Origin of the sequence: Streptomyces sp. NPDC051561, assembly GCF_044454195.1 — a bacterium.
Taxonomy (GTDB): domain Bacteria; phylum Actinomycetota; class Actinomycetes; order Streptomycetales; family Streptomycetaceae; genus Streptomyces.
In genome coordinates, this window is sequence record NZ_JBITDM010000023.1 from 77,342 (window position 1) to 90,021 (window position 12,680).

Consider the following 12,680-nt stretch of genomic DNA (forward strand, 5'->3'; position numbering starts at 1 on the left):
AGTGGGCCCCCTCGGGACCCCCGGAGGGGCCCTCCGTCTCACTCGGGTCTAGCCTCGCGCATGTGGACAATTCAACCGCTGGCGAGCTGACGCCCAACCGCATCCGGCCCCGCGTCGGCCACATCCAGTTCCTCAACTGCATGCCCCTCTACTGGGGGCTCGCACGCACCGGAACCCTGCTGAACCTGGAGCTGACGAAGGACACCCCCGAGCGGCTCAGTGAACAGCTCGTACGCGGCGACCTCGACATCGGTCCCGTCACCCTGGTCGAGTTCCTGCGCAACGCCGACGACCTGGTCGCCTTCCCCGATCTCGCGGTCGGCTGCGACGGCCCGGTGATGTCCTGCGTGATCGTCTCCAAGGTGCCGCTGGAGGAACTGGACAAGGCGCGGGTCGCCCTCGGCTCCACCTCGCGCACCTCGGTACGCCTGGCGCAGCTGCTGCTCAGCGAGCAGTACGGCGTCGAGCCCGACTACTACACCTGCCCGCCGGACCTCCCGCTGATGATGGGGGAGGCCGACGCCGCCGTACTCATCGGGGACGCCGCCCTGCGGGCCGCACTGCACGACGCCCCGCGCCTGGGCCTCCAGGTCCACGACCTGGGGCAGATGTGGAAGGAGTGGACGGGGCTGCCGTTCGTCTTCGCGGTCTGGGCGGCCAGGAAGGACTACGCGGCCCGCGAGCCGCACCACGTGAAGACCGTGCACGAGGCGTTCCTGGCCTCCCGCGACCTCTCACTGGCGGAGGTGGACCGGGTCGCCGAGGCCGCCGCGCAGTGGGAGGACTTCGACGCGGAGCTGCTGGCGAAGTACTTCACGACGCTGGACTTCCGCTTCGGCCCCGACCAGATCGAGGGCGTAAGGGAGTTCGCGCGCAGGACCGGCGCGACCACCGGCTACCCCGAGGACGTAGAGGTCACCCTGCTCGGCAAGGAGTAGTCCGAGGCGCGGGTGCGGGGGAGTGGTCCGGGGGCAGCCGGGGGCGGGTCACTCGGAGGGGACGGGCGCCTTGAGGTGCTGGCTGATCCAGCCGAGGCTGCCCGCCTCCATTCCCCTGACGTATGTCCCCGGGCTGTGGACGCCGTCCGGGACGACCTCCAGGTGGGTCTTGACCGGGCCCTTGCCGAAGTCCTTGATGAAACGGTTGACCCGGGGGATCAGCGTTTCCGTCGAGCCGACCTGGAAGGCGAGATAGATGTCCGGGCCACCCGGCCGCTTGATCAGATCGCCGGCCAGCTTGCGCGGATTGTTGGCGAGCTTCTCCTTGGGGTGGTTCTTCCACAACGGGGAGTCCGGCACGATGTCCGGCCCCGAGGAAATGACCGCCTTGAAACGGTCCGGGCGCTTGAGCACGGATTTCAGTGCGACGAAACCGCCCGACGACGAACCCATGAACGCCCAGCCGTCCCGTGAATTGAACGTACGGAAATTCGCCCTGACGAAATCGGGAACGTCGTCCGTCACCCAGGTGCCCATCTTCGGCTGCCCCGGGATATCGCTTCCGTCGTAGTACCGCTTCGCCGGATTCAGGATCGGCATGACGACGACGAAGGGCAGGCTGGTGCCCTCGTCGGCCATCCGGGCAACGGTGTCCAGGAATGGAATGGTCGGCTTCGCCCAGTAATTGCTATTGAATCCGTACGCCCCGGGAAGGGCGATCAGCACCGGAAAGCCGCTCCGTTCGTACTTGGGGTCGAAGTATTCCTTCGGCGCCCATACCCACACCTTGCCGGTAACGCCGGACTTCGCTCCGGTGAGCGTCGTCTCGGCGACCTTGGTGCCGTCCTCCAGGGTGCCGGTGATGCGGAAGTCCGCGCGCGGCCCCATCGGCAGCCGGCTGACTCCGTCGTTGGCCACCGAGGCACGGTTGACGCCGCTCTGCGGCGAACCCTCGCCGTCGAAGCCCGAGTTGAAGTCGATCTGGGAGCCTTCGTCCGAGCAGCCGGAGAGCGAGAGGGTCAGCGCCGAGCCGACCAGGGTGGCCGCTATCAGGCGGCTGAACAGGCGCTTCGTCGGGCGCTTCGTCGGGCGCTTCATCGGTGGCTCCGGGCGGGTGAGGTGTGGGTGGCGTGTCGGTTGCGTAGAAGGAGATGCGGGCTTGCGGGGATCGGTTGGCCCGGTGTTCGACTTGTCCGGGTGATCCCGCACACCTCGGGCCTACTGTGGACGGGGAGCCGTAGGTGGTGTCCGGTCCTGGCCTTTCGGTAAGCCTTTCGGTGGCGCGTGTGCCGGTAACCCGTGAGCCGGCCAGTCGGTCACGCGTGTCTCGGTAACTCGTGTCTCTGTAAGTCGTGTCTCGGTAAGTCGTGCAAGTCGTCGTTCGGTGCCGGTACTTCGGTGCCGGTTCCTCGGGGGAGCGCATCACCATGCAGCCGCTGGAAGCGGGCGAACCGCAGAATATCGGTGACTACCGGCTGCTCGGGCGGCTGGGGTCGGGCGGCATGGGCCGGGTGTACCTCGGGCGCAGTGCCGGGGGCCGGACCGTCGCGGTCAAGATCGTGCATCCGCACTTCGCCCTGGACGAGGAGTTCCGGGCCCGTTTCCGCCGTGAGGTGGAGGCCGCGCGGCTGGTCGGCGGGGCCTGGACGGCGCCGGTTCTGGACGCCGATCCGGACGCTCCGGTGCCGTGGGTGGCGACGGGGTACGTGGCGGGCCCCTCATTGACGCAGGCGGTTGCCGCGCACGGTCCGCTGCCCGATTTCTCGGTACGGGTGCTGGGCGCGGGCCTCGCGGAGGCGCTGACGGCGGTGCACGCACTGGGCCTCGTGCACCGGGACGTGAAGCCGTCCAATGTGCTGCTGACGCTGGACGGACCCCGGCTGATCGACTTCGGCATCGCCCGCGCCACCGACGGCACGGCCTCGCTCACCTCCACCGGTGTCTCGATCGGCTCGCCCGGCTACATGTCGCCCGAGCAGATTCTGGGCAAGGGGGTCAGCTCGGCCGCGGACGTCTTCTCGCTGGGTGCGGTCCTGTCGTACGCGGCCACCGGTGCGGCCCCCTTCCCCGGTGACTCCGCCGCCTCGCTCCTCTACAAGGTGGTGCACGAGGAACCGGAACTGGTCGGCCTGGAGGGGGACTTGAGGGAGTTGGTCGCCGAGTGCCTCGCGAAGGCGGCGGCGGACCGGCCGAGTCCGGCGGAGATCGCGGAACGGCTGGTTCCGGGCGGGGCTGCGGCCGCGGTGGCGGCGGGATGGCTGCCGGGGGAGATGGTGGCGGAGGCGGGGCGGGGAGCGGTACGGCTGCTGGATCTTGAGGCGGGAGGGACAGGGGCGGCTGGGGAGGCCGGGGATTCCGGGGTTCCTGGGGCCTCCGGGGCTGGGGGCGTCGCGGCGTCGGGGCCGGTGCCGTTCACCCATGGGGTGGAGCGGAATGGCGGGGCTGTCGGTGCCGTGCCGATGGGGGAATTCGGTCCGGCTCCGGCGGGGTACGGGACGCCCGTGGGCGCATCGGGGCCGGGTACGTCCGGGACCGGCGCCCGGGGCGTAACGGACTCCTCCGCCGGGACCGGCGCGCCCGCGCATCCCACGTCTCCCCCCGGGAAGCCCGGCATATCCGTGTCCCTCGCCACCGAGACGGCCCGGCCCGGGACCAACGGGCAGGGCAGGCGCCGCAGTTGCACCCTGGTACTGGCGGTCGCGGGTGCGCTCGCCGTCGGGCTGATCGGCGCGAGCTTCCTGACGGACCTCTGGACGGGCACGGACTCGAACGGCCGGAAGGGCACCGGCGCGCACAGCCAACCCCCGTCCGCGAGCGCCCCGGCGACCCCCGAAGACCCTCCGGGCGACGCCTCCTCACCGCCCTCGTCCCTCGACGCCGTACCGGACGCCTTCCTCGGCACCTGGTCCGGCAACCTCACCGAGGCCACCAGCAACCTGCCGCACGGCAGCATCAGTGTGACGATCACCAAGGGCGGCAAGGGCGAGGACGTGGTCAGAACCACCTACGACGCGTACGGCGCCAAGTGCTACGGCATCGGCAAGCTGCTCTCCGCCACCACCGGGACGATCCGGGTGGCCGACCGCACCGACCCGGACCGCCCCTCCACCCCGCTGCTCTGCTCCGGCGACTCCAGCGAACTGCTGCTCTCGCGCAACCAGGACGGCACGCTCCAGTACACCTCCCCGTCCGCGCAGCAGGGCAAGCCGTACGGCGCCCTCAAGAAGCGGTAGCCCCTCAAGAAGCGGTAGCCCCTCACGAAGCGGTAGCTCCTCACGAAGCGGTAGCCCTCAACTAGCGGGACTCCTCAGGGAGTCTCGGCCCTCATGAAGCGGTCCCACGGAATTTCCTGCGCAGGAACTTCCCGAGCGGGATCGCCCCCACACAGAACGCTCCGCCGAGCATGACGCCGACGAACGCCCCGCCGATGTTGGTGCCGGGGGCGAACAGCGGCGGCAGCAGGTCGTCGTCCAGCGGGCTGCCGGCCCACTCGGGCAGCGGCCACGGGTCCTCGGGTTCGGCGGCCACGGCCTTGTCCAGGTCGTCGAGCACCCTGTTCAGGCCGTCGGTGACGGGCAACGCGATGTCGAGCCGGCGGCCGGTCGACTCGGCGTCGAAGGTCCTGACCGGGGCCTGGTACCCGGCCACGACCACCCCGCGCTCCCATCCCGTGCCGGACACCACATAGATCCCGTCGCGGCCGGTCTTGCGGTGCAGGGTGCGCAGGATCAGGGCGGGGTCGCCCTTGGACTCGTCGGAGTCGTCCACCGGCAGCGCGACGACGAACACCGGCGTCCGGTGCCTGGCCGCGATCCCCTCGACCCGCTCGACCATCGCGGCCTGCTCGGCCGCCGAGAGCGGGGCGGTCTCCGGGTCCGCGTACACCGGCGCGCGCTTCAGCCCGGCGATCACCCGGTCCGTGCGGGCGGCGGTCTCGCGGGCGGTCGGCGGGGTGGCGGTGTCGTCCCGGGTCTCGTCGTCGAGGAACACCACGGCGCCCGCCACCATCACCGCGGCGGTCAGCACGGCGGCGAGTGCGCCGAGGAGCCAGCTGCGGCGGGTGAAGGAGGGCGTGGGGGCGGCGGGTCCGGCCTGCGGCGGCGGGGGGCGGTGCCGTGTCGTCCGTACGTACACGAAGAGCACCAGGACCACGGCCGGGACCGCGCCGAGCAGGATCGACAGCCGGCCTGCGAGCTTCTCGCGCTGCTCGACCGTGGTGTGGACCGGCTCCGGCTCCACATCGCCCGACCGGTACTTCTCGTCGGCGGCCCGCGCCCCGGCCTGCGCCTCGCCCGACCCCAGGAGGTCCACGAACCGCTCGAAGCTCTGGAGGGCGGGGTCGTTCATCGGCTGGGTGTAGCGGGCGGCACGCGCGGCGGCGTCGGCGTCCGCCGAGGTCGTGCGGACACCGTACGCACGGGCCTCGGCGACCCAGTTCGCGGTGAGCAGCACATACAGACCGTCCCGCCCGAGCCTCCTGTGCACGGCGTCCAGGAGCTGGTCCTCCTGCGGGCTGTCGAGCTTGGGCAGCGCGATGACGTACGTCGGGACGCCGGTGCGGGCGGCGGCCCTGGCGAGGCGGGGCGCGTCGGAGCGGGGGAGGTCGCGGGGGAGCTGGTCCGAGAGGTAGATGTTGCTCGCCCTCAACTCCTGCGCCAGGTAAGCGGCCTGGCGTTCCGCGGTGGGGTCGGGCTTCCCGGCGGCCGCCGTGGCGGGCGGGGCGAGGAGGCCGAGCAGGCCCAGCAGGGAGGCGGCGAGCAGGGTGACGGCGCGGCGGGCGTGGAGCGGCACGACGTGCGGCCTCCTGGGGGCGGGGGGCGGGGCGGGATCCTGGCGCAGGGTACGGGGGCGGCGGGTGCGCGGGGCGGGCGGGCACAGGGTCGGCCCGGGGCGGTGGGGGCTGCGCGACCGGTCCGGGGAGGGCCTGGCGTAGGCTGGATCGGTCTTGACGTGCGTCTGTATCCCCCCTTGGGAAGGAACCCCCGGTGACCGAGAAGGCCGACCTTCAGTCAGTCCTTGACCGTGCCGCCGAGGGTGGCCGCGTCACCCCCGAGGAAGCCCTCGACCTGTACCGCGACGCCCCGCTGCACGCGCTGGGCCAGGCCGCCGACGCCGTACGCCGCCGTCGCTACGCCGGCACCGAGCACATCGCGACGTACATCATCGAGCGCAACATCAACTACACGAACTCGTGCGTCACCGCGTGCAAGTTCTGCGCCTTCTTCGCGGCGCCGAAGAGCGACGACGTATGGACGCGCGACCTCGACGACATCCTGCGCCGCTGTGCGGAGACGGTCGAGCTGGGCGGCACCCAGATCATGTTCCAGGGCGGTCACCACCCGGACTACGGCGTCGAGTACTACGAGGAGCACTTCGCCGCGATCAAGAAGGCGTACCCGCAGCTGGTGATCCACTCGCTCGGCGCCTCCGAGATCGAGCACATGGCGCGGATCTCCAAGGTGTCGACGAAGGAAGCGATCCAGCGGATCCACGCCGCCGGTCTCGACTCCTTCGCGGGCGCGGGCGCCGAGCTGCTCCCGGCCCGCCCGCGCAAGGCCATCGCGCCGCTCAAGGAGTCCGGCGAGCGCTGGCTGGAGATCATGGAGGAGGCGCACAACCTGGGCGTCGAGTCCACCTCCACCATGCTGATGGGCACCGGCGAGACCAACGCCGAGCGGATCGAGCACCTGAGCATGATCCGCGACGTACAGGACCGGACGGGTGGCTTCCGGGCCTTCATCCCGTACACGTACCAGCCGCAGAACAACGCTCTCAAGGGCCGTACCCAGGCCACCCTCTTCGAGTACCTGCGCCTCATCGCGATCGCGCGGATCTTCCTCGACAACGTCGCCCACATCCAGGGCTCGTGGCTGACCACCGGCAAGGAGGTCGGCCAGCTGTCCCTGCACTACGGCGCCGACGACCTCGGTTCGATCATGCTCGAAGAGAACGTCGTCTCCTCCGCCGGAGCCAAGCACCGCTCCAACCGGATGGAGATCATCGACCTCATCCGCAAGGCCGGCCGCGTCCCCGCCCAGCGCGCCACCACCTACGAACACCTGGTCGTCCACACCGACCCGGCCAACGACCCGGTCGACGACCATGTCGTCTCGCACCTCTCCTCCACGGCGATCGAGGGCGGCACGGCTCACCCCGAGCTGAAGCTCCTCGCCTCCAACTGAGGCCGTGGTGCTGACGGTTCACCGGGTCCTGGGGATCCGGGAGACGGATGTCTCCGGTGACGCGGTCGTCGTGGACGGCGACCGCATCCGTGCCATCGGCCGGTACGAGGAACTGGCCCCGCACCTCGGGACCGGCGCCCGTACCAGAGAGTGGGACGGCTGTCTCACCCCCGGGCGGTACGAGCCGGACGCGGTCGCCCTCCTCCAGCAGCACTACTGGCCAGACCCGCGCGAGGCGGACACCCTGGGCACCGCACCGCTGTCCGGCTCCGCCCTGCGCGACCTCGACATGACCGACACCAGGTGGGGCGCCAGTGCCCGCCGCGGAATCCAGCGCCTCCTGGCCCACGGGACCACGGCGGTCGCGGGCCCCTTCACCCACCCCGCGGTACGCCTCGCGGTCGACCGCTCACCGGTACGGGTACTCCACACCCCACGCCCGTCCCCCCTCACCCGCTCCGCCGCAGCCGACTTCGCGATCTTCACCGAGCCGGAGGGGAAGTGCCTGGCGACGGTGGTGGGGGGCCGACTGGTGTACCGGGCGTAACCCTTCCAGGCGGCCCCGCCACCCAGGCGGGCCACCGGGAGGGGGAGGGGAGCGCCCCCGCCGCCGCCGTCACCCCCGTAACCCGGCACAATGGCCGAGTGACTCGTGCATCCTTGGACAAGCAGCCGCAGGAAGTCGCCTCGATGTTCGACGGCGTGGCGGCGAACTACGACCTCACCAACACGGTGCTCTCCCTCGGCCAGGACCGTGCCTGGCGCAAGGAAGTGACCCGGGCCGTCGATCCGGGGCCCGGGAAGCGGGTTCTGGACCTCGCCGCCGGTACCGCTACCTCCTCCCTCCCCTTCGCCGCCACCGGGGCGTACGTCGTGCCGTGCGACTTCTCGATCGGGATGCTGCGCGAGGGGAAGCGGAAGCACGCGTACCTGCCCTTCACCGCAGGTGACGCCACGAAGCTTCCCTTCCGGGACGAGTCCTTCGACGCCGTCACCATCTCCTTCGGGCTGCGCAACGTCGCCGACACCGACGCCGCGCTGAAGGAGATGCTCCGGGTGACGAAGAAGGGCGGGCGGGTGGTGATCTGCGAGTTCTCCGATCCGACCTGGGCGCCGTTCAGGACCCTCTACAACGAGTACCTGATGCGGGCGCTGCCGCCGGTCGCGCGGGCCGTCTCCTCCAACCCCGACGCGTACGTCTACCTCGCCGAGTCCATCCGCGCCTGGCCCGACCAGGCCGGACTCGCCGAGAAGCTCCAGCGGGCGGGCTGGTCGAAGGTCGCCTGGCGCAACCTGACCGGCGGCGTGGTGGCCATGCACCGAGGTGTGCGGGTCTGATGAGCGGGCAGGGAGCCGTGGAGTCCGGGTCCGGGCGGGAGTCCGAGCACGATCAGCCCGTCGACTTCGACTTCCAGGGCATCCTGACGCAGATCGAGGCGGACGTACGTCCGCAGATCGGCACCGGCCAGATCGCCGCGTACATCCCCGCACTCGCCTGCGTCGACCCCAGCAGCTTCGGGATGGCCATCGCCGATCTCGACGGCAAGGTGTACGGGGTGGGGGACTGGCAGCAGCCCTTCTCCACCCAGTCCATCACCAAGGTCTTCGCGCTGGCCCTCGCCCTCGCCCAGGGCGGCGACGACCTCTGGGAGAAGGTCGGCCGCGAACCGTCCGGCAACCCGTTCAACTCCCTGGTCCAGCTGGAGTACGAGAACGGCATCCCCCGCAACCCCTTCATCAACGCCGGCGCGCTGGTCGTCACCGACCGCCTCCAGACCCTCACCGGCGACGCGAGCAGCGAACTCCTGGACTTCGTACGGCAGGAGAGCGGCAACCCGGACGTCTCCTTCGACCCCGAGGTAGCCACCTCCGAGTCCGACAACGGCGACCGCAACGCCGCCCTCGCCTACTTCATGGCCTCCTACGGCAACATCGCCAACCCCATCCCCGCCCTCCTCGACCACTACTTCTGGCAGTGCTCGATCGAGATGAACTGCGGCGACCTGGCCCTGGCCACCCGCTTCCTCGCCAACCACGGTCTGCGCGCCGACGGCACCCGCCTCCTCCCGCGCCGGCTCGCCAAGCAGATCAACGCGGTGATGCTGACCTGCGGCACGTACGACGCGGCGGGCGAGTTCGCCTACCGGGTCGGCCTCCCCGGCAAGAGCGGCGTCGGCGGCGGCATCGTCGCGGTCGTGCCGGGGGTGTGCACGCTCTGCGTGTGGAGCCCGGGTCTCGACCCGCAGGGAAATTCGGTGGCGGGCACAGCGGCCCTGGACCGCTTCACGACCCTGACGGGGCTCTCGGTCTTCTGACGATTCCCTACGGGGGAAATAGGCCTTCTTACGGAACCAACTTCCGGGCAGGATGGGTCAGTTCCTTCACGTACCCCAGAACGCTTTCACGTACCCCAGAACCGACCGCGTTCCCCGCTGCTGACCGGAGTCTCCCCATGGCGCTGCACTGTCCCCACTGCGGGACCGCCATCCCCGACCGGGCCCGCTTCTGTATGAGCTGCGGGAGGGAACGGGAGGACGCGGCCCCGGCAGCGTCCACACCACCGCTCCCCGGTCACGCACCGCTGCCCGGCCGCACGCCGCCGCCACCGTCCATGGCTCCGCCCGCTCCTCCCGGCTGGGGCCCCACCGCCCCCGTAACCCCGCCGCCTGCCCAACAGCCTTCCGCCGCAGGCCAGTTCGTTTCCCGAGTGCTGCGCGGCGGCTGGGCAGGAGGGCTCAGGGCGGCCGCCTGGCCGCTCGGGCTGCTGCTGGTGGCGTCGTTCGCGCTGGCCGTCCCGACGTACGGGCAGGACGGGGGCGGCGGCGACCTCGGCCCCACCAAGGAGATCGTCGGCTTCGGCGACCGGTGGCGGGTCGCGCTGGCTCTGCTGTTCCAGGGCTTCGGCGCCGGACTCGAACTGCACGCACAGGCAAGCGAGTTCGACTCGGGCTCGTCCTCCGGTACCGACAGCGGCAGCTTCGGCGACCGCTTCGGCACCGGCTCCCCGGGGTCGGTCGGCGACGCCGACGGCATGGCGCTCTCCTTCGTCCCGCTCACCGTCACCGTCCTGTGGATCGCCGCCCTGCTGCTCGGCGCCTGGCTGCTGCGGCGCACCCTCGCCGCGTCGCGACAGCCCATGCCGTACGGCGGTGGAGCCGGTCAGCTCCCCTCCCGTACCGCAGGACTTGAGGCAGCCGTACGGGTCACCCTGCTGGTCGTCGCCGGGGTGCTGCTGCTCGGCCTGTTCGCGCAACCCGCGCTCCAGGAGGTCGAGTTCTCGGTCTCGGTGGTGCTCGGCGCGCTGGGCGCGGGCGTGCTCGCACTGGCCGTCACCAGCGGCGTGCTGCTGCGCGACGACCTTGCCCAGTGGGCGGGGCGGCGGCCGGGGACGGCGCTGGCGGTACGGGCCCTGGGCACGGCGGTACGGGCCATGGCCGCAGCCGTGGCGCTGAGTGCGGTGGTCGGATTCGTGGTCCTGCTCGTCAACGCCCGGTCGGCCGACGGCGGTGACCTGCTGGCCACCCTGCTCCTGCTGCCCAACATCGGGCTGCTGACGCTCGGCATCAGCTGGGGCGTCCCGGTCGACTACGACATCCAGGGCCGCTTCAGCCTCTTCAGCGAAGGTGCCGAGCGCGGCAGCGTCGGCCTGCCCGAACTCGGCGAGGGATCGGGTGCCGGGGCCGTGGTCGGCGCACTCGCACTGGGGTTGGTGTGCGCACTGCTGCTCACGATGCAGCTGAGGCGCCGGATGCCGGGGCAGCGCGGCGGACAATTCCTGGCGGCCGGCCTCTTCCTGGGGCTCTTCCTGATCCTTCAGGCCATCGTGGGGGTCTCCTTCGCGGCCTCGGGCTCCTTCGGTGAACTCGGCACGCTGCGCGGCACGGCCGAGGTGGGCCCGAGCATCCCGTACGCGCTGCTGTTCGGGCTGGCATGGGTGGCGGGGGCGCTGGTGGTGGCTGCTGCCGGTAGGGGCGGCGGCTCAACCGGCTTCCCGGCGGGAGCCGGCGGCCAGGGGGGCATCCCGGCCCAGCCGGGGTGGCCCGCTCAGGGTCCCGCCCAGAGTCCCGCCCAGGCTCCCGGTCATGGCCTCCCGCCCCACGGCGGCACCCCCACCCGCCGGAATCCGGCCGTCCTCTGGGGCGGGGTGATCGCCGCCGCGTTCCTTGTCGGCGGTGGCGTCACCGCCGGTGTCCTCCTGCTCAGGGACGGCGGTACGGACGGCAAGCCGCCGGCCGCAGCGGCCTCCGGCGCCCGGGCGGAAACCGATGCGACGAGCCCGAGCCCGACTCCGAGCCCGACTCCGAGCCCGACTCCGAGCCCGACTCCGAGCCCGACTCCGCCCCCGGCGGGCGCCGCACCGCCCGCCGGATTCAAGAGGGCCGACGACCCCAGGGGATTCAGCTTCGTGATCCCCGAACTGTGGAGCCGGGAGAAGGAGCAACAGGGGCAGATCACCTACGCGGGCAGCACCGGCATGGACCACCTGCTCGTCGGCGTCGTACCGAGCCCCCCGTACGCGTCCTCGTACGACAACTTCCTCACCCTGGAGCAGAACACCAGGGCCAAGCGGCCGGGCTATCAGCGCATCCGCCTTGAGCGGAACACCTTCCAGGGCCGCCCCGGCGCCCTCTGGGAGTACAGCTACGTCGAGGCGGAGACCAACCGCATCGTGCACGCCATCGACCAGGGGCACTTCGCGCCCGACGGCACCGACTACTCGATCTTCGTGACGTCCTATCAGGACGCGTGGTCGTACAGCCGGAGGATCTTCGACAACGCGACGACTGCCTGGCAGCTCAGGAGCTAGCCACCGGTCGGCCGGCGCAGCACCCGGCACACTCGACCGCCGGCCACGGCAAGGGGCAGGGAGCGGGCCACCGCACATGGGCCCGTCCCCGCACCGTCCGCGAACAGCGGCTCACCGCGTCACCGCGTCACAGCGTCAGCCGGAAGCAGTAGCCCTTGCGCTCCGGCTCCGATGCCGAGCCCGGCACCACGAAGACCTCGGTGCGCCGCATCCCGAGCCGTTCGGTGACCGCGACGGACCGCACATTGCGGGTGTCCACCATCGCCGCCACCTCCCGTACGCCCGCCGCCCGTACCCGCTCGACGGTGGCCCGTGCGGCGGCGGTGGCGTAGCCCCGGCCCCAGTGGGCGCGGCCCAGCCGCCAGCCGATCTCGATCTCGCCGACCGGGCCGTAGTGCTGGTGCGGCCACGGCTGGGCGCCGGTGAAGCCGATCACCGCGTCGTCCTCGTCGAGCAGCGTCCAGAGACAGAAGCCCAGTTCGGCGTCGTGCTTGCGCTGTCTGGCGGTCAGTTCCTCGTAGACCGAGACACCGGCGGGCCTGCCGCCGTGGAATTCCATGACCTCGCGGTCCTTGAACACGTCGTACCAGGCATACGCGTCCTCCTCGATCGGCACTCGCAGCCGCACCACCGGCGGCAAGGGAGACACCGCCGCAGACGGCGCGGGGGACAAGGGGGGCGTGAGGGTCATGAGGGCAGCCCTTCGGGTGATGGAGGAGTACGCCCCCATAGACTGCCCTTCGACCTGTGCCG

General features: G+C 71.3%; 10 protein-coding genes and 1 pseudogene. 8 read left to right on the forward strand and 3 right to left on the reverse strand.

Going from position 1 to position 12,680, the window contains the following annotated elements; genetic code table 11:
• Window positions 1–62: 62 nt before the first annotated feature.
• Window positions 63–938 (forward strand): menaquinone biosynthetic enzyme MqnA/MqnD family protein, encoded by an 876-nt coding sequence (locus tag ACIA73_RS34405; protein WP_399442856.1) that lies wholly within the window; start codon window positions 63–65, stop codon window positions 936–938.
• 48 nt (window positions 939–986) lie between these two features.
• Here ACIA73_RS34405 and ACIA73_RS34410 read toward each other — a convergent pair whose 3' ends face one another.
• Window positions 987–2,036, reverse strand: coding sequence for an alpha/beta hydrolase (locus ACIA73_RS34410; RefSeq protein ID WP_399442857.1), 1,050 nt, complete (start codon window positions 2,034–2,036; stop codon window positions 987–989).
• A 329-nt stretch (window positions 2,037–2,365) separates the two neighbouring features.
• On the opposite strand from ACIA73_RS34410, the gene ACIA73_RS34415 reads away from it, so the two are divergent.
• Window positions 2,366–4,171, forward strand: coding sequence for a protein kinase (locus ACIA73_RS34415; RefSeq protein ID WP_399442858.1), 1,806 nt, complete (start codon window positions 2,366–2,368; stop codon window positions 4,169–4,171).
• A gap of 91 nt (window positions 4,172–4,262) precedes the next feature.
• Here ACIA73_RS34415 and ACIA73_RS34420 read toward each other — a convergent pair whose 3' ends face one another.
• Complete coding sequence (locus ACIA73_RS34420) at window positions 4,263–5,729, reverse strand: hypothetical protein (RefSeq protein WP_399442859.1); 1,467 nt, start codon at window positions 5,727–5,729, stop codon at window positions 4,263–4,265.
• 194 nt (window positions 5,730–5,923) lie between these two features.
• Between ACIA73_RS34420 and mqnC the strand changes: the two genes are divergently transcribed.
• The 6 genes and pseudogenes from mqnC (at window position 5,924) to ACIA73_RS34450 (ending at window position 11,927) form a co-directional block, all read left to right on the forward strand.
• Window positions 5,924–7,120, forward strand: a complete 1,197-nt coding sequence (mqnC, locus tag ACIA73_RS34425; RefSeq protein WP_399442861.1) for a cyclic dehypoxanthinyl futalosine synthase — start codon at window positions 5,924–5,926, stop codon at window positions 7,118–7,120.
• Window positions 7,121–7,127: 7 nt separating this feature from the next.
• The gene (locus ACIA73_RS34430; RefSeq protein WP_399442902.1) at window positions 7,128–7,667 is read left to right on the forward strand and encodes a hypothetical protein; all 540 of its coding nucleotides are present in this window, start codon (window positions 7,128–7,130) and stop codon (window positions 7,665–7,667) included.
• Window positions 7,668–7,765: 98 nt separating this feature from the next.
• Window positions 7,766–8,458, forward strand: coding sequence for a demethylmenaquinone methyltransferase (locus ACIA73_RS34435; protein ID WP_399442862.1), 693 nt, complete (start codon window positions 7,766–7,768; stop codon window positions 8,456–8,458).
• The gene (locus ACIA73_RS34440; RefSeq protein ID WP_399442863.1) at window positions 8,458–9,435 is read left to right on the forward strand and encodes a glutaminase; all 978 of its coding nucleotides are present in this window, start codon (window positions 8,458–8,460) and stop codon (window positions 9,433–9,435) included. The genes ACIA73_RS34435 and ACIA73_RS34440 overlap by 1 nt, the downstream gene beginning before the upstream one ends.
• A 137-nt stretch (window positions 9,436–9,572) precedes the next feature.
• Window positions 9,573–9,641, forward strand: a pseudogene (locus ACIA73_RS34445) (zinc-ribbon domain-containing protein); the annotation flags it as partial.
• A gap of 90 nt (window positions 9,642–9,731) precedes the next feature.
• Window positions 9,732–11,927: a hypothetical protein gene (locus tag ACIA73_RS34450; protein ID WP_399442909.1), complete on the forward strand. Its 2,196-nt coding sequence runs from the start codon at window positions 9,732–9,734 to the stop codon at window positions 11,925–11,927.
• Window positions 11,928–12,054: 127 nt separating this feature from the next.
• On the opposite strand, the gene ACIA73_RS34455 is transcribed toward ACIA73_RS34450, so the two are convergent.
• On the reverse strand, window positions 12,055–12,618 hold the full coding sequence (locus ACIA73_RS34455) for a GNAT family N-acetyltransferase (protein WP_399442864.1): 564 nt from the start codon (window positions 12,616–12,618) through the stop codon (window positions 12,055–12,057).
• Window positions 12,619–12,680: the final 62 nt, after the last annotated feature.